This is a genomic window from Holdemania filiformis, assembly GCF_003459085.1.
In the GTDB taxonomy this organism is placed as follows: Bacteria; Bacillota_I; Bacilli_A; order Erysipelotrichales; family Erysipelotrichaceae; genus Holdemania; species Holdemania filiformis.
Map to the genome: position 1 here is coordinate 257,860 of NZ_QRUP01000002.1, position 18,810 is coordinate 276,669.

Here is an 18,810-nt window from a genome sequence, read left to right on the forward strand (position 1 = left end):
TAGATGGATAAGAAGAAATTAGCAATAGATGCTGCTGTAGGAGCTGTTGCCGGGATGATTGGATACCAGATAGGAAAATTTGTGAAAAAGAAAAAAGCAGTCAGGGAATCTGAAAATAAGGCTGAGCAGAGGATTCCACACAAACAAGGTTTCTATGAGAAATACATAAAACGTCCGCAGGATTTCTGTTGCGCATTGCTTGCGTCTATTGGCCTATCGCCTGTGATGTTTATCACTGGTTTGCTTGTGCGAATCAAACTCGGCTCTCCTGTGTTATTTACACAGGATCGTCCGGGACTCAATGGGAAGATATTCAAACTATATAAATTTAGAACAATGACGGATGAACGGGATGAGAATGGAGAGTTACTTCCGGATGAGGTGAGACTCACGAAATTTGGCAAGACACTGCGAAGTACATCTCTCGATGAGCTGCCGGAACTAATAAATATGCTCAAAGGAGACATGGCAGTAGTTGGGCCAAGACCATTGCTTGTGCGTTATCTTTCTCGTTATGATGAATATCAGGCCAGGAGGCATGAAGTTCGGCCGGGTTTCACAGGACTGGCACAGGTTCACGGACGGAATGCTATCTCTTGGGTCGAAAAGTTCGATTGGGATGTAAAGTATGTGAATCACATTACTTTTTTTGGTGACTGGAAGATCATATTACAGACTGTAAATACAGTATTAAAGAGAGAGGGCATCTGCGCTGCTGATGATGCAACGATGCCTGAGTTTATGGGTAATGAAAAGGTAGCCGGGGAGGAGTAAAGATGGACCTGGTATCGAATTCGCCATACGATTGGTATGTGCTTATGCTTAATAGTGATAAAAAGAGCAAAGTATCTGAAAAAGCATGATATTCTTTATCACATTGGGAATAACTGCATGTCCATGTTCCGGAAGATTCCGCTATATCCCAAGCTTATCTCCTTTGGTGACAATGCGTGGATTGCTTCAGATGTTTCATTTGTGTCACATGATGTCATTCATCGAATGCTGAACAATAAACTGAGCGGCTTTCAAGAATATCTGGGTTGTATTGATATTAAGGATAATGTATTTGTTGGAGCCAATAGCACAATACTTCTGAATGCAACGATTGGATCCGATACAATAGTGGCAGCAGGCACTTTAGTGAACAAAAGTATTTCGGGGGATGCGCTGGTGTCCCTGCTAACTATATCTGATTCCTTGATGAGTTTGTAGAAAAAAGAGCGTAATACCCCGAGGTAAAAATCACTCGTGAGAAAACAGGACTGTCTGAGCAAATAGTAAAAGACTGTTGAATTGTTTTAATGATAGCAAGAAGGATTGAGTCATATGAAGAATCTGATAATTATAGGTGCCGGTGGGTGTGGACGTGAAGTTCACCAGTGGGCAAAGGATATAAACGAAAAAGAGAACCGGTGGAACATCAAAGGTTTTCTTGATGATGACCTTGATGTTTTGGAGGGGAAGAAATGTAGCATAGCTGTTCTCAGCTCGATAGATGAGTATCTGATTGAAGCGGATGACGAATTTGTCTGCTGCATTGGGAACAGCAATATCCGTAAGATGATCATGGGGAAACTAAAAGCCAAGGGAGCGGTGTTTATCAATCTGATCCACCCGAACGCTGTTATCGCTGATAGCTGTACCTTAGGTGAGGGAGTTATTATTTATCCTTATGCCTTGATTTCCGACAATGCCGTAATCGGTGATGGATGCATTATCAATATGTATTCCTCGGTTGCGCATGATTCTGTATTGGGTGAATACTGCACAATCAGTGCGCATTGTGACATTACAGGAATGTGTACGCTTGGAGAGCGCGTATTTATGGGAACAACCTCCCATGTGGTTCCAGGTTTAAAAATCGGGGATGATGTGTATATTTGTGCCGGCAGCACAGTCATGACAAGAGTCAGAGCAGGGAAAAAAGTACTTGGAAATCCCGCAAAAATGGTTAGCTTCTAAGCGTATATTATCTAAAAAAATTTGAGGAGGAACTTTTATGAAAAGATTTTTGGAATTTGTGGCCGAGATCATGGAGGAAGATCAGGTTACTATGGATACACCCTATAAAGAAGGTAAATGGGATTCCCTTATGATGCTCACATTGGTGATGGAGTTGGAGGCCGAATATAGTGTTTCCATTCCTATGGAGAGCCTTGGCGACGTAAAGACGCTGGCAGATTTGTATGAGATTATAAAATGAATTTGTGTTCCATTGTTAGATGCTGGTTTGTATCTAAAGGAGATTTATTTAAATATGGCTGACTCAAAGAAAAAGGTAGCACTGCTATCAAATGTTACGGTTGATTTGATTATAGGGAAACTTCGCAGAGAGTACGATTTTTATCTACCAGAGGGATTTGATACTTGGGTACAGGAGGCAATTAACCCTTCCGCCGGGATTTATTCAGCAGAGCCGGATGCAGTAATTGTTCTGTTGGATGGGACAGAGGCACGTTCGTGGAAAGATGGGGAAGGTGATGCACGGATTTCGTTATGGAAACAGGCGTTGACGGCACTTGTGACAAAAATAAAGAGCATTCCAATCTTTGTGTCAACCATTGATGTCCGCGAAAATAGAATTAAATCTCTTTCGGAGCGAAGGGGCAAATATGAGCTTGAAAACAACTGGTATCAGTATGTGCAAGGATTGATAGAGAGCAAAAGTAATATCTACCTGTTTGACCTGGCTGATATGATAGCCGAGATTGGCCGAAAACAGTTTTATTCCAACAAAATGTGGTATATAAGCAGCATGCCCTATTCGAGGGATGGGCTTAATGCTGTCGCATCCGAAATAGGCAGAATTCTTAGGTCTGCATTTGGCAGCAGAAAGAAAATCATTGCGCTTGACCTCGATAACACGCTATGGGGCGGGGTTGTTGGCGAGGATGGAATCGATGGCATAGAGCTATCCAACCACAAAGAAGGGCAGAGGTATTACGATTTTCAGCGCCAGATCCTTGAGATGAAGAACAGAGGGATTGTGCTTGCTTTGAACAGCAAAAATAATCCGGAAGATGCTGAGATGGTGATAGGACAACATCCTGCTATGCTTCTCAGAGAAGAAGACTTCGTGAGCAGAAAAATCAACTGGGAAAACAAGGCAGTTAATCTGAAAGCAATGGAACGTGAGCTGAACCTGACGGAGGGTGGTTTTATCTTCATTGATGACAATCCGGTGGAACGAGAGACTGTCAAAGGGGAATGCCCGGAAATATTGGTTCCTGATTTTCCGGCTGATACAACGGAACTGTTGGAATTTGCGGAAAAAATTTGGTTTGACTATTGCCGTCCGCTTCGTGTTTTGAGTAATGATTTAAAAAAGACACAGATGTACCAAGATGAGTCGAAACGGAAACAGGAGATGAGTGAAAGTCTCAACCTGGATGATTACATAGCAAAACTTGAGATGGCTGTCGATATCCACAGGATGAGGGACTCAGAGATGGAGCGGGTAGTTCAGCTTATCAATAAAACGAACCAGTTTAATGTAACGACAAAACGGTATACGCAGGATGAGCTCCAGGAAATCGCGGCAGACTCACACAATGTTGTCTATGTTGTTCATTGCTCCGACAAGTATGGGGACAGTGGTCTCATTAGCGTGATAATCCTGAAAGGACAGGATTTACAGGTAATTATTGACAGCTTTCTCATGTCATGCCGGGTAATGGGGCGGAAACTTGAGGATGTAATCCTGAATGAGATTGCTGGCATGTGCAACGGAAAGAAGATCACGGGTGAGTTTATCCCTACCGCAAAGAATACGCCAGTGAAAGATCTTTTCGACAAGCTTGGGTTTGGATTAATAACAGACATTGAAGGTCATAAAACGTATGAGCTGGATACTCAGGGCTACCAGAAAAAAGATTTTGCATTTTACAAAGAAATTAGATTTGAAGAATAACGAACCAGAGGAATAAAAGATGAGGATTGATCACATAGGCTATGCAGTAAAAAGAATAGACAGGGCACAGAAGGATTTTGAGTCATTAGGTTTTGTTTTCGGTCCGGTGATTGACGATGCAGATCGAAATGTAAAAATCGCGTTTGGGGAGAAAGATGGTTATAGGCTTGAATTGGTCTGCCCGCTGGACAAAAAACAAGAATCGCCTGTAGATCAATATTTGAGCAATGTGGTTGGGACTCCTTACCATATTTGCTATCAAAGCAATAATTTTGACAGTGAGATTGAAAGCCTGAAAAAACAGGGATTTAAAGTGATTATTGAACCGCAGCCGGCAGTAGCTTTCGGAGGAAAACGTGTAGTATTTATGATGAACCTGGGAATGGGATTGATGGAGATTGTGGAAAGCTAACATACCATTAGAAATGGAGATTTAACAATGATCACATTAAAGAAGAACTATGCTTCACTTGAGAGCAGTGCAAGCAATTTATATGAAATGACCGATGAAGATATTGTCCGTATGCATGAAACTCTGCTTGGTATGTACGATGATTTATACGTGGTATGTGAAAAATATGGCATCAAAATGATTGCGGGGGGAGGGACATCTTTAGGCGCTGTGCGTCATAAAGGCTTCATTCCATGGGATGATGACATGGATATTAATATGCCGCGGAATGACTATGAAAAATTGGTTGAGGTGTTTGATAAGGAGTTGTCTGATCGCTATGACTTGTTGGCACCTGGATATAAGTCGGGTGCAAACTGCTTCTTAATGCGTATCATGAAGAAGGGTACGACACTACTCAACATGATTGATGAAAAATCACCATATCCAACGGGAATATACATTGACATCACACCAATTGATTATGCTCCGGATAATAAGATTGCACTTCAGCTCAAAGGCATTACTGCTGATTTGCTTCGGTTGATTTCATATAGCGTTTATTGGAAACAGTATAAGAGCGATAGTTTAAGAGAATTTATGCTGAATTCCGAAGGAAAGACATACTATAAGATCCGGATAGCAATAGGAACTATTTTTTCGTTTAGGTCAGCCGAAAAGTGGTTTGCTTCCTTTGACAGGTTTATCCAAGGAAAGCAAACAAATCATATAACCATTGCGGCAGGTCGCGAGAAGTATAGGGGAGCTTATTATCCAAAGGATGTGTTTTATCCTCCGAAACTTGTTCCGTTTGAGGATAGGAAGATTTTTATCGTAAACAAAGAAGATGTCTATATGACCAGACTTTATGGAAATTATATGAAGATTCCTGAAAAAGAGAACAGGGAAAAGCATCTGTGCCTAAGGCTTGATTTTGAACACGGCCGAAAGTAATTAGTGCCGGTAAACAGGGAGGATACAGTATGAACATTGCTATTATTTTTGCCGGTGGCGTTGGCTGTAGAATGCATACAAATGATAAACCGAAACAGTTTTTGGAGATGAATGGAAAACCCATCATTATACATACATTGGAACATTTTGACGAACATCCTGAAATAGATGGGATTATTGTAGTGTGTGTGGAGGCCTGGATCCCATTTCTGCGTGGAAAGTTAGAGAAATTTAATATTAAAAAAGTTCTGGATATCATTCCTGGAGGAAGTTCCAGCCAGGAATCTACGCGAAAAGGCTTGTATGCTGTCCGTGATTATGTTGATGCCAGGCTGGAGGATGTTATTGTTCTTATTCACGATGGAGTTCGTCCGCTGATTGATGCGAAGCTTATCAGCGATAACATAAATTCTGTAAAAAAATACGGGAACGCAATAACGGTGGTTCCGGCCACAGAAACGATCATTGAAACAAATAAAGACGGTGATATTGAAAAAGTTGCAGATCGTGGACGGTGCAGATTGGCAAGAGCACCGCAGAGTTTTTACCTGTCAGATATTATTTCAGCCCATGAACGCGCTTTGACCGACGGAGAGGCTGAGATGATTGATTCGGCTATGCTGATGCAGCACTATGGGGTAACTCTGCATACTGTGACAGGACCTATGGAAAATATAAAGATTACAAATCCAATGGATTACCATATTTTCCGGGCAATCATCATGGCGAGGGAGAATGAACAGATTGGGGGGCTTGGGATTGATTGAACAGAAGGACTGTATACAGAACGTTCTCCGGGAAGATATGGACAGGCTTCTTTCGGCTACATATATTGATTGGGATAAATTAAAGGACGGGTCCTTTCTTGTGACCGGTGCTACAGGTCTGATTGGTTCCCTTTTTGTAAAGACTCTTTGCCATTTCCGCCAGCAGACTGGAGCGGATATAAAAGTATACATTCTTGCGAGGAGCCTGGACAAAGCTCAGAAAGTTTATGGAAAAGATGAACAGATAAATGTCATCATTGGAGATGTGAGAGAGCCGATTCAGTTAAAAGACAGTGTGGATTATATTATCCATGCGGCTAGCATGACCACATCGAAGTATATGGTTACAAACCCCGTAGAAACTTTCATGACATCTGTACAGGGAACATACAATTTGCTTCAACTTGCCAGAGAGAAATCTGTCAAAGGTTTTATATATCTTTCTTCTATGGAGGTATATGGTGTCACAACTGAGGATATGAATCCAATCACGGAGGATAAACTGGGGAAAATTGATATCTTAAACGTCCGCAGCTCCTATTCAGAAGGAAAGCGGGCCTGTGAGTTGCTGTGTGCGTCTTATGCACAGGAGTACGGGGTACCTATTAAGATTGCACGATTGGCGCAGACATTTGGTGCAGGGGTAAAGAAAACGGAAAATAAAGTATATGCTTCATTCATTAAAAGCGCACTTCGAAATGAGGATATTATACTTCATACGGCTGGGGAGTCTATGGGAAATTACTGTTATACGGCGGATTGTGTCGGTGCATTGCTTTGCATGCTGACAAGGGGCGAGATCGGAGAAGCGTATACAATTGTTAATAGTAGCAACTCTATGAAGATAAAAGATATGGCCGCTTTGGTGTCAGCTAACTGGGGAGGTCATGTTGTCTTTGATATCCCGGAAGGGAATATGCATGGATATGCTCCGGCATCGTGTATGAGGCTGTCTGGGGAGAAAATGGAGAGACTTGGCTGGAAAGCATCTGTAGGACTGGAAGAAATGTATCACCGCATGATAACGAGCTGGGATGAGGAAAGTTATGAATGAGATAGGTTTTGTACTTACTTACCTTGATAGTTATGATATAGAGTGGCAGTGTAAGAAAAATAAATATAAATACGGAGAAACAGTGGATGTTAATCCGAACAGATATCGGGATTGGACCGACTTACGATTTTTCTTCCGTGGAATAGAAAAATATGTCCCAAGGGTCAGGAAAATTCACATTGTTACTTGTGGACATGTTTCGTCATGGTTAAACGCAGGACATCCCCAAATTAATGTGGTTAAACACGGCGACTATATCCCAAAGAAATGGCTTCCGACATTCAGTAGCTGCTGTATTGATATGAACTTGCACAGGATTGGGGATCTGGCGGATCAGTTTGTTTATTTAAATGATGATATGATCCTGACTGCGCCGGTAAAGCAAACGGATTTTTTTAATGACGGGAAATCGTGCGATTCAGTAATCCTGTCTCCCAGAGCATATGAAATGACAGAGGGGCTTGCTTTGCATATTGCACCCATTGCGGGTACGGCTGTGATAAATAAACATTTTCAAAAAAAGAAAGTCCTGCGGAAAAATCCGAGACAGTGGCTTAATGTGAAGTATGGAAGCGGCCTGTTAAGAACATTATCTTTGCTCACCTATCCACACTTTATAAGTTTTCTGAATTTGCATTTGCCATATAGCTATCTGAAATCTACTTATAGGACGGTATGGGAAGAGGAAGGTGCCCTTTTGTCACAATCCTCGGCGCATCGATTCAGGGAACCCATGGATGTGAATCATTGGATATTTTCATATTGGCAGTATGCTTTTGGAAATTTCCATCCAAGGAGTACACGGTTTGGAAAATGCTTTCAAATACACAGCATGGAAGGTGCTGAAAAGGTGGCAGAGGCTGTAAAAAATCAGAAGTATAAGGTGGTATGTTTAAATGACGGAGTTCTCAAAAATTATGTGGGGGGGCATCAGCAGCATAGTGGATTGTCTGAATGCTGGACTGGATACCATATTACCAAAAAAATCTTCATTCGAAAAATAAGGCAGAAGAGCAGAATTGTTTTTGATTTTCCAAATGCGGATGCCGGGAACTTTGCGTGCGCTATTTCCCCAAAAACAATCCGGATGGGGGTGGCGGCATGAAGGTGTGTTTTTTTGCCCAAGACAGTTCAATTAGCACAGGTGCCAGCAGGTCAATGGTAAATTTAATGTGCGAGATCAGGAAGCATGGGGTTGATCCAATTGCCATTGTGCGGTTCAGAGGCACCTTAGAGGAAGAGTTACAAAAGAATAATATTCGCTATTATATTTGTGATACCGTTTCTTTGACAGATGGAGTGGGTGAGAATGTATCCTTAAGCAGAAAAGCTGCACAGCATTTAAAGATCATATATAATTATGCAACGACATTTATTCTGTCGCTTAAGCTCAGAAAAGAGAACATTGACGTTGTCCATATCAACAAAGTGGTCGGGATTGGCGGCGCTGTACTTGCAAAATGGCTGAAAGTCCCATATGTATGGCACATACGGGAATTTTTAATGGAAGATTATCATAGAAAGTTCTCACTTGAGAAATATGCATACAAATTAATTAATCAATCACAGAAGGTCATAGCAATTTCAAAAGGAGTTCAGGATACTTGGGAAAAAAGGATCCAAAGGGATATTGTATGTATTTACAATGGGATAGAATTAGCTGATGCCGATTGGAGACCGCATTGCATTGATCCCACGGAAATAAGGATTTTGTTTGCCGGGACAATTATGGAAGGTAAAAGGCAAATGGATGCTGTAAAAGCTGTACATATATTAACTGAAAGGGGATATAATGTCCATCTCCTTTTGATTGGGGAATGCCTGTCACAGGAATATCAGGACGAAATCCGTAAATATATTGCTGGGAATTGCCTGGAAGCAAAAGTTGAATTTCAGGTTTTTGCGCCTGACTTAAGAAGTATACGGAACGGTTATTCCATCGGAGTTTTATGCTCTGAAAAAGAGGGATTTGGCCGAGTGACGGTAGAAACTATGGAAGCAGGACTCCTGTTCATCGGATCAGATAGCGGCGGTACATCAGAGCTTGTGGAAGATGGTTTTACAGGCTTCCTGTATCCGGTCGGAGACGTAGAAGTATTAGCGGACAGGATTGAGTTTGCGGTGAAACATCCAAAAGAAGTGGAGGAGATCCAGAAGCGGGCATATGTCTATGTCAGGGAGAATTTCACAATCAAAAGGACTGCGGAAAAAGTGGCGGCAGTATATGGTTCCATAATGGATAAGAACGCTGGGAAAAACTGCTGACAGGATTTTCCTGAATGGGATTAACAAGGGTTTAGCATTACAAAAGGAAGGAATCCGAATGAAGAAAGCGTATTTAAATAACATAAGCAAGTACCGAAATGTGTTATTCGGGAGCTATTATCAGCATTATGATCTTTCACTAATGTGAAAACTATGTTGCTGTCTATGATTCCGGACTGCTATGGATGATGGCAGAAGTATATGTACTGTTGATAGGCAGCATTGATGTTGAGATATTCCTTTTTCTAAGCGGAATAGTTTGTGTTATTCACTAAAAATGGATAATACTGTAAAAAGTTTTTATAAGCGCCATTTACTAAGAATTTTACCCGCTTATGCTATTGGTGGGGATTTATTGGATTGTGGAAGATATCATCATATTGAAAGGGAGTTTCATAAATGTAGTATATGATTTTTCGTTTGCTTCCTTTTGGTGCGATAGTGTTACACGTTTTTGGTACATAGAACTGCTGCTTCCATTATACATTTTATATCTGCTTGTGTATAAGTGCTTTGATACTGAAAAGAAGATGGCGTTTCGTCGATTAATGATTATTATTTCTGGAAGTGTTCTGCTTATAACCATTGTATGGTTTTTCGGAAAAGATACATACGAAAACATTGAAATTGTTTGTGGAGGATCCCAATTTTTCTGGCAGGCGCATATATGGGAGAGCCTCTCTATGCCGGGGATGAGTCTAACAGAGGTGATGGAATCGTCTATGTTATAGGGATAGCCCATAAATTTATGGCTTGCGTTTGCATTTTTGGAATGCTGGTAGGAAAGTATACGTTGCCGAATATTTTGAGGAGCAGATTGGCTGTTTTGGTATTTGCTGTAGCATTGATTTGTGTTGTTGTTATGCTGTTAGAAAAAATGAAGTGCGATAAGCTAAATCGATTTTTCTCTTATGCTGGGATTCATTGGAACTGTATATTTCACACATTGCGATCTGTGCCATTGCAAGATTGCTTGAATTTCCTATATATAACATTTTCTTTTATTGCTGCTGTATGGCGACATCTGTTATCCTGAGTATTTTACTTATGGCAGAGGCCAGTAAGACAGACTGCCTAAGTCTGTGGAAAGGAATTGATATGGTATATTGTTATTTGATTATAATGGTTTTTATATTGTTCCTGACATTTTTTAGGAAAAAAATGTATATCATCCGGCATTCATTTTTACAGGAATATGGGTGCTGAATGTCTTTTTGACTACATTACAATTATATGAATTAAATGAAACGTCTGATTGGGCGTATACAGTGATTTTTTTTGGTGTCCTTTTCTTTTTTGCTGGCTTGCTAGGTTAGGAATAAGTTTAAAATCCGGATTCCAAAATTGAGGTTTCCTTTTTCAGTTTATTTTTTTCGGGACCAGAGAAAGCAGAAAGCTGTGAACTTAGATATAAATTGTTAATACCGTTTTATGGGTTTTTAGCTGTGTTTACAGCTGTTTAGGCATCATCATCCATTATGCTCATGTTGAATGGATATACGCTGGAGTAGATCCGCTTTACCTATGATAATATAGAAATGGGGACAGTGATAAAATCCGGTTTCATGTACCGTATAGAAATGTATGTCATACAGGCCGCAGAATTTGCTGCAGTGGCTCTTCTCCCTGTTGTTCTGACAGATCGGAGGAAAAGAGAAAAGAAAATATTAGCATTGGAACTGATTGTTTTTCTGGTTCTTCATTTATTTGTAACAGGAGCCAGATCTTTTATTATTGATGTCGTTGTTATATTTGATATATACCTTATGATGAATATTAGTCTGAGGAGGAGGTTTATGGATTATTTTGTAAAGATTAAAAAAAATCCGATTTTCCTGATAATGCGGAGGGATTCGAGTTGTCAATCAAAATAGATAAGAAAGAATTTTTTTACATTTTTGTATTGGGGATGGTTCTTTTTACAGCGTTCTTCCCAAATTATTTTTTGCAGATCAGTGTTCTGAACTATTTGCGGGCCATATTAAATATTATATTTTCCGCGGGAGTTACTTTATATGCAATAATTTTTAAAAGATATAATTCATCCCTCATTTTTATTATAGGATATATCCTAACGGAAATAATATCAACATTTATTAATGGAGGCTCTATTTCGTCAGCAATCTACGGCCAAGGAATACTGTTGTTGGGATTATGCATAGCAGTTCAGATTGCATATGAAAGAAACGAGAGATTGTTTTTAAAGACTGTATATGGGCTATTCTATATATTAGTACTTATCAATTATCTGTCTATTATCATATTTCCAAAAGGACTTTATTATGATAGACATGAGCTTGATGGAATTTGTTTTCTGCTCGGAAATTACAACGGATTTATAATTTATATTCTGTTTGCGCTGATTCCAGGATATATCTATGAGATGAAATTCAAACAGAAATTGACTTGGAAATATATTGTATTTTGTCTTCTTGTTATAGCTACTTATTTGCAAGTGCATTCTGTTACTTCAACTGTGGGAATATGCCTTATAATGGCGTACCTGGTTGTTTCCAGATTTGGATGGCCTAAACACATATTAAATTTGAAAATCTATGTTTTGATTAACATATTGTTCTTCTTCCTTATTGTGTGGAATGGTGATAGGCCAGCAGTTATTATGGCTTTTCTTGCACTTGTAGGGAAAAACCTGACTTTCAGTGGAAGGACTATGATTTGGCAGAATACCCGGAATAATCTCGTGAATCATCGGTTATTGGGGCTTGGATATAAAAGCGACCAGGAAATGCTGCAGGAAGTTGGAGGCCTGAGCTCACATAACATATATTTAGACATAATTTATCAGACTGGTTTAGTAGGATTTGGCTGGATTATCGGACTGTTCCTTTATGCCTGTTCATGGATAAGAAAAATTGACGATAAGAATCTTACAGACTTTCTTTCCGTTTGTGTTGGGGTATTCATGTTAATGTCCCAATTTGAGGCATCTTCTATACGATTTGTGTTTTTTATGCTTACATTCATAAGCATATATTCAAAGAAACATAGTAGATAACTAATGAAGCAATATTATTATATGAGAGGATATAACTTGAAAAAAACGAATGTGATTTCTAATTTTCTGTATAATTCAGTATACCAGATACTGCTTATAATTTTGCCATTGATTACTACCCCGTACATATCCCGCGTTTTGGAAGCCGATGGAGTAGGAACTTATTCCTATACCTACTCAATCGCATATTGCCTTGCCCTTGTGGGGATGCTCGGAGTGAATAACTATGGCAATAGGACGGTAGCAGCATTACAGAATGACAGACAGAAGAGAAGTACCGCATTTTGGAATATAGTAACACTGCAGATGCTCACGACAGCCATTATGGTAGTTGTGTACTGTGTTTATCTGGTATGGTTTTGCCCTACAGAGTACCGGTTGGTTTCGTGTATACAATTGTTGACGGTGATGGCATCTTTTGTTGACGTTAATTGGTTTTTCTTCGGAATGGAGAAGTTTAAGCTGACTGTTATGAGAAATGCTGTTGTCCGTCTGCTTACGGTTGTTGCTATCTTTATGTTTGTCAAAAATTCCTCGCAGGTATGGCTATATACATTATTGATGGTTGGCGGGCATTTTATCAGCAACTTGATAATTTGGCCATTTTTAAAAAAAGAAATAGATATTGTTAAACCCAGTTTTTGTGGGATGAAGCAACACTTCAAGCAAATGATTGTGCTTTTTATTCCTGTTATTGCAGTTACCTTGTACAACAAAATGGATAAGATAATGATAGGTTTACTTAGCAATGTGACGCAAAATGGATTCTATGAAAGTACAGAGAGAATAATCACAGTTCCAATGGGGCTGATAACTGCTCTGGGGACTGTAATGCTTCCGCGGATGTCTAGTCTATTTGCTAGTGGAGATAAGGGAAAAGCGAGGGGATACATAAGATTATCAATGGAGTTTGTGTGTTTCATGGGCTTTGCATTGATGTTTGGCATCGCTGGTGTAGCCAAGGAATTTTCACCGGTTTTCTTTGGAACAGAGTTTACCTCTGTGGGATCACTGATTATGTTAATTTCGCCAACAATTTTTTTCAAATGCTGGGCGAATGTGATCCGTACACAGTACTTGATTCCGTTGAAGTACGACAAGCCCTACGTGATATCTGTTTGGATTGGCGCTGTTATCAATTTAATTATAAACTATGCTCTTATTGGACGATATGGCGCTGCTGGTGCTGTAGTGGGTACGATTTGCGCAGAGGGTGCTGTTATGATTTACCAGACGTGGTTTGTGAGAAAAAAATTACCAATAGCGGAATATCTGAAAGATGGTGCTGCATATTTGATTCCTGGAATTATAATGTTTGCGGCCGTAAGGATGGTAGGCATACATTTTGGTGTTAGCCTTTTATCAGTTGTAATTGAAGTAATAGTCGGGATTGTAACATATATTGGCCTGTGTATGCATATATTGTTATCGCGGCATAAGGACATGATACGACATTTTCTTAGAAGATGAAAATTGAGCAGAGATGCTATGGCCGTACCAAGAATCAAAATAGAAATATGAAATCATTTTCGGTACTAAAGGTCAAGATGATGATGGATATACCAGACTGAATAATATACTGTAAAAAAGAAATAGGGAGTGAGTTTGAAATGAAAAATATTGCAGTAGCAGGAACCGGATATGTTGGTCTATCTTTGGCTGTTCTTTTGGCACAATATAATCATGTGACAGCTGTGGATATCATCCAGGAGAAAGTTGATCTTATAAACAAACATATTTCACCGATCCAAGATAAGTACATTGAGAAGTATCTAGCTGAAAAGGAACTTAACCTGACCGCTACATTAGATGGTGAATCAGCCTATCGTGATGCTGAGTTTGTGATTATAGCGGCACCAACGAACTATGACAGCAGGAAAAATTTCTTTGATACATCTGCCGTGGAGTCCGTGATTGAGCTGGTTCTGTCTGTGAATCCGGACGCAATTATGGTCATCAAATCGACCATCCCAGTAGGATACACAGTTTCCGTTCGAGAGAAGTACCACACGAACAATATCATTTTCAGCCCAGAGTTCTTGCGGGAATCCAAAGCGCTGTATGACAACCTGTATCCATCGCGGATTATCGTTTCCACGGATGATTCTGAGAGATTGAATACAGCGGCAAAGGTATTCGCATCCTTACTCCAGGAAGGAGCACTTAAGGAGAATATCGATACCTTATTTATGGGCTTCACAGAGGCAGAGGCTGTAAAATTATTTGCGAACACCTATTTGGCACTTCGGGTGTCATTTTTTAATGAGCTGGATACTTATGCCGAGATGAAAGAACTGAATACAAAGCAAATTATTGATGGGGTATGCCTGGATCCGCGGATAGGGACTCATTATAACAATCCATCATTCGGTTATGGTGGGTATTGCTTGCCAAAGGATACAAAACAATTGCTAGCGAACTATCAGGACGTACCAGAAAATCTGATTGAGGCAATAGTGGAAAGTAATCGGACAAGAAAAGACTTTATTGCGGATCGGGTTCTGCAACTGGCTGGGTATTATGCAGGCAGTGCTCAATGGGATAAAGAAAAGGAAAAAGAAATCGTTATTGGCGTTTATCGATTAACAATGAAATCCAACAGTGATAATTTCCGACAGAGTTCAATTCAGGGTGTTATGAAGCGGATTAAAGCAAAAGGGGCTAAGGTCATTATTTATGAGCCGACATTGGAAAATGGAGATCGGTTCTTTGGTTCAGAAATTGTTAATGATCTGGAAGAATTTAAAAACCAGAGCCAAGCAATCATCGCGAATCGTTATAGTCAGGAGCTCGAGACGGTTAAAGAAAAGGTGTATACCAGAGATTTATTTGGACGAGATTAAATAGCTTTTCCTACTGAATAGGTAATATGGATGCAAGTTAGTATCATTTAGGAACATATTAAATAATAAAGTATAAAAAGTCTTTTAAACTTATATAGAGGATAGTGCGAAAATACTTTCTTGAATCCTTGTTTAACTAATAGTACAATATCAACGTGATAGGCGGTGTGGAATGAACATATTAGTTACAGGCGCTAAGGGTATGGTAGGAACAGCTTTGGTAGCCAATTTGAAAAATATCAAAGAAAATAAGAATAGAACTCGACCAGGCTTGAAAGTCGATGAAATCTATGAATATGATCGGGAATCTACGGTAGAAGAATTAGAACTGTACTGTGAGAAAGCTGATTTTGTATTCCATCTGGCAGGTGTCAACCGACCTCAGGATCCGGTTGAATTCATGTTGGGAAACTTCGGGTTTACATCGACATTGTTGGAATTGTTGAAAAAACATCAGAACAAAGCGACGATTATGCTGAGTTCTTCGATTCAGGCGACATTGGCTGGAAGGTTTGGGGAATCGGAGTATGGCAAAAGTAAGAAAGCAGGTGAAGAACTGTTTTTCCAGTATGCCGAAGAAACGGGGGCCAAGGTTGCCGTGTACCGGTTTCCGAACTTAATGGGCCATAGCCGTCCCAAATACAACTCAGCGGTGTCGACGTTCTGCTGGGCTGTGGCGAATGATGAAGAGTTCACTGTGAATGACAGAAGTACGGAATTAGAATTGCTTTACATCGACGATCTGATTGAAGGCATGTTTGATCTTCTGGAAGGAAAAGAACAGCACTGCGAATTTGATGGAGTAGAAACGGTTTTGAAAGAAGATGGACGTTATTGTTGCGTGCCTGTGACGCATAAGGTTAGCCTGGGCGAGATTGTCGATTTATTGGAACAATTCAAAGCACAGCCTGAGACGTTAATGATGCCTAAAATGCCGGAAGGCTCCTTTGCGAAGAAATTGTATAGTTTATATTTAACTTATCTTCCGGCGGAGAAATTTAAGTATGAACTGAAGATGAACTGTGATGCACGCGGGAGCTTTACGGAACTCCTGCATACGCTGGATTGCGGTCAGGTCAGTATTAATATCAGTAAACCGGGCATTACAAAAGGGCAGCATTGGCATAACAGCAAATGGGAACAATTCATTGTCGTGGCCGGTCACGGCCTGATTCAGGAACGGAATATTCATACTGGGGAATTCGTTGAATTTGAAGTTTCAGGCGAGAAGATAGAAGCCGTTTATATGATTCCCGGGTGGACGCACAACATCATCAATCTGTCAGAAACTGAAAACCTGGTCACTGTGATGACGTGCAATGAAATCTTTAACCCGGAGCAATCCGATACCTTTTTTGAAGAAGTAGTGAGGAAGGCAGCAGAATGAGTGAAATCAGAACCGATTATTCTTCTATCCATTTTCAGGATAACGGAAAACTTAAGCTTTTAATCATCGTGGGCACGCGGCCGGAAATTATCCGGCTGGCAGCGGTGATCAACAAATGCCGGAAATATTTTGATGTGGTTCTAGCCCATACGGGACAGAACTATGACTACACATTAAATGGGATCTTCTTTGAAAACCTGAAGATCGCGGATCCGGAAGTGTATATGGATGCGGTAGGGGACGACTTAGGGGCAACCGTCGGCAACATCATCAACTGTTCCTATAAGCTGATGAATCAAATTCATCCGGAAGCGTTATTGATTCTGGGAGATACCAATTCCTGTTTATCTGCGATCGCCGCCAAGCGTCTGCATATTCCGATTTTCCATATGGAAGCCGGGAATCGCTGCAAAGACGAATGTCTGCCGGAAGAAACAAACCGCCGGATTGTCGATATCATCTCCGATGTCAACCTGGCGTATTCCGAGCATGCGCGAAAGTATCTGCATGAATGCGGTCTGCCGAAAGAGCGTGTCTACGTAACCGGATCGCCGATGGCGGAAGTGCTGCATCAGAACCTGAGTGAAATTGAAAGCTCGACAATTTTAGAAAAGCTGAGCTTGCAGCCGCATCGTTATATTCTGCTTTCCGCTCACCGGGAAGAAAATCTGGATACGGAAAAGAATTTCCTTTCGTTATTTAACGCGATTAATAAAATGGCGGAAAAATATGATATGCCGATTCTGTACTCCTGCCATCCGCGTTCCCGCAATCGCTTGAAAGCGTCAGGCTTTCAGCTCGATCCGCGGGTCATTCAACATGAGCCGTTAGGCTTTCATGATTACAATCACCTGCAGATGAATGCCTTTGCGGTAGTCTCGGATTCAGGTACATTACCGGAGGAAAGCAGCTTCTTTACCAGCGTAGGCCATCCATTCCCGGCCGTCTGCATCCGGACATCCACGGAAAGACCGGAAGCCTTGGATAAAGCCTGCTTTGTTTTGGCGGGAATTGATGAAAAGTCGCTGCTGCAGGCAGTCGAAACCGCAGTGGAAATGAATCTGTCCGGGGATTACGGAATTCCGGTTCCGGATTATGTTGAAGAAAATGTAAGCACCAAAGTAGTGAAGATTATTCAGAGCTATGTGGGCGTGATCAATAAAATGGTGTGGCGGGTATCGTAAAGATATTCACCGCACCTTTTTTGTTTTAGACTGAACTAGGAACATGCGCCAGAGCGCCTTCTTCTCCGTGAATAAAATAGATTACCGGACAATCCGGGAAGAAAGGAGGACGCAACATGAAAGTTATCGACATCAGCCGGCACAATGGAAACGTGGACTTTCGGCAGGTCCGGGCTTCCGGCGTAGAAGCGGTGATGCTGCGGTCAAGCTGGGGTCACTTCGTTGAAGATTTGCGGTTTCGTGAGAATGTCCGTAAATGCAACGACGCGGGGCTGCCGTATGGACTCTATCATTACAGCTATGCTTTAAACGAATCCGAGATGATGCGCGAAGCAGACGGTTTGATCGCGCTGGCCCGGCAATTTTCCCCGCGCATGCCGGTTGCAATCGACATGGAGGACGCAGACGGCTACAAAGAACGCAACGGAACGCTGTATAACAAAGCTCTGAACACTGAAATCTGCCGCTACACCTGCCAGAAAATTGAAGAAGCGGGTTTCTATCCGATGGTCTACGCGAATCTGGACTGGTTTCGCAACAAGCTGATCTTGAGTGAGCTGGACCGCTACGATCTGTGGCTGGCCCAATGGAATGTCAACGGGCCGTCGCTACCCTGCGGGATGTGGCAATATACGAGCAGCGGATCTGTGCCCGGCGTACCGGGGCGCTGTGATCTGAATACTGCGTATAAAAACTATCCGGTGATTATCGGCGAGAATGAAGAGGGGGGACAGGATATTCAGTGGATTAATCCGTATGTTACGGTGCAGGTCGTGCGCGGTGTCGGCCGCCGCAACATCTATTATGTGCGCAATGCCGTGATTTCAGGAACCGTGATCGCGGAGCTGAGCCCGGGCGAAAGCTTGCCTGTGGATTTAATCAGCGCTACGGTTCTGGAAGATGGCTACAAGTGGATTAAAGTTGATCTGGGACAAGGCGTAGTCGGCTACATGCAGGTCGATTTGGACTATCTTCGCTTTCTGATTTAAAAAGAGGCTGTGACAGATAAGGGATAGGAAAAAATAAAAAAATGCGTAAC

Annotated in this window: 16 protein-coding genes; all 16 read left to right on the forward strand. The window is 41.2% G+C overall.

The annotated features are described in order from the left end of the window. Nucleotides 1-3 precede the first annotated feature (3 nt). The 16 genes from DWY25_RS03250 (at nt 4) to DWY25_RS03340 (ending at nt 18,760) form a co-directional block, all read left to right on the forward strand. A complete protein-coding gene (locus tag DWY25_RS03250; RefSeq protein WP_117893584.1) occupies nt 4-774 on the forward strand; it encodes a sugar transferase in 771 nt (256 codons plus the stop codon). A 552-nt stretch (nt 775-1,326) separates the two neighbouring features. Next, nucleotides 1,327-1,962, forward strand: a complete 636-nt coding sequence (locus tag DWY25_RS03260) for an acetyltransferase (RefSeq protein WP_117893589.1) — start codon at nt 1,327-1,329, stop codon at nt 1,960-1,962. 37 nt (nt 1,963-1,999) lie between these two features. Continuing rightward, entirely contained in the window at nt 2,000-2,203 is a 204-nt protein-coding gene (locus DWY25_RS03265; RefSeq protein WP_117893592.1) for an acyl carrier protein, read from the forward strand. Between the two features lie 54 nt (nt 2,204-2,257). After that, entirely contained in the window at nt 2,258-3,910 is a 1,653-nt protein-coding gene (locus DWY25_RS03270; protein ID WP_117893595.1) for an HAD-IIIC family phosphatase, read from the forward strand. Nucleotides 3,911-3,929: 19 nt separating this feature from the next. After that, nucleotides 3,930-4,322: a VOC family protein gene (locus DWY25_RS03275; RefSeq protein WP_117893598.1), complete on the forward strand. Its 393-nt coding sequence runs from the start codon at nt 3,930-3,932 to the stop codon at nt 4,320-4,322. A 27-nt stretch (nt 4,323-4,349) separates the two neighbouring features. Further along, nucleotides 4,350-5,255, forward strand: coding sequence for a LicD family protein (locus tag DWY25_RS03280; protein WP_117893601.1), 906 nt, complete (start codon nt 4,350-4,352; stop codon nt 5,253-5,255). Between the two features lie 29 nt (nt 5,256-5,284). Beyond that, complete coding sequence (locus tag DWY25_RS03285) at nt 5,285-6,022, forward strand: IspD/TarI family cytidylyltransferase (protein WP_117893604.1); 738 nt, start codon at nt 5,285-5,287, stop codon at nt 6,020-6,022. Continuing rightward, the gene (locus DWY25_RS03290; protein ID WP_220412912.1) at nt 6,015-7,076 is read left to right on the forward strand and encodes an NAD-dependent epimerase/dehydratase family protein; all 1,062 of its coding nucleotides are present in this window, start codon (nt 6,015-6,017) and stop codon (nt 7,074-7,076) included. The genes DWY25_RS03285 and DWY25_RS03290 overlap by 8 nt, the downstream gene beginning before the upstream one ends. Further along, nucleotides 7,069-8,181, forward strand: a complete 1,113-nt coding sequence (locus tag DWY25_RS03295) for a stealth conserved region 3 domain-containing protein (RefSeq protein ID WP_181981671.1) — start codon at nt 7,069-7,071, stop codon at nt 8,179-8,181. Before DWY25_RS03290 ends, DWY25_RS03295 begins: the two co-directional genes overlap by 8 nt. Continuing rightward, nucleotides 8,178-9,341 (forward strand): glycosyltransferase family 4 protein, encoded by a 1,164-nt coding sequence (locus tag DWY25_RS03300; protein WP_117893613.1) that lies wholly within the window; start codon nt 8,178-8,180, stop codon nt 9,339-9,341. The genes DWY25_RS03295 and DWY25_RS03300 overlap by 4 nt, the downstream gene beginning before the upstream one ends. Before the next feature lie 1,858 nt (nt 9,342-11,199). Beyond that, on the forward strand, nt 11,200-12,357 hold the full coding sequence (locus tag DWY25_RS03315) for an O-antigen ligase family protein (protein ID WP_117893622.1): 1,158 nt from the start codon (nt 11,200-11,202) through the stop codon (nt 12,355-12,357). A 36-nt stretch (nt 12,358-12,393) separates the two neighbouring features. After that, entirely contained in the window at nt 12,394-13,827 is a 1,434-nt protein-coding gene (locus DWY25_RS03320; protein ID WP_181981673.1) for a flippase, read from the forward strand. A gap of 140 nt (nt 13,828-13,967) precedes the next feature. Beyond that, a complete protein-coding gene (locus DWY25_RS03325; protein WP_117893628.1) occupies nt 13,968-15,200 on the forward strand; it encodes a nucleotide sugar dehydrogenase in 1,233 nt (410 codons plus the stop codon). 172 nt (nt 15,201-15,372) lie between these two features. Next, on the forward strand, nt 15,373-16,587 hold the full coding sequence (locus tag DWY25_RS03330; protein ID WP_117893631.1) for a polysaccharide biosynthesis C-terminal domain-containing protein: 1,215 nt from the start codon (nt 15,373-15,375) through the stop codon (nt 16,585-16,587). Next, entirely contained in the window at nt 16,584-17,771 is a 1,188-nt protein-coding gene (gene wecB, locus DWY25_RS03335) for a non-hydrolyzing UDP-N-acetylglucosamine 2-epimerase (RefSeq protein WP_117893634.1), read from the forward strand. The genes DWY25_RS03330 and wecB overlap by 4 nt, the downstream gene beginning before the upstream one ends. Nucleotides 17,772-17,887: 116 nt before the next feature. Further along, the gene (locus tag DWY25_RS03340) at nt 17,888-18,760 is read left to right on the forward strand and encodes a GH25 family lysozyme (RefSeq protein WP_117893637.1); all 873 of its coding nucleotides are present in this window, start codon (nt 17,888-17,890) and stop codon (nt 18,758-18,760) included. The last annotated feature ends 50 nt before the right edge of the window (nt 18,761-18,810 follow it).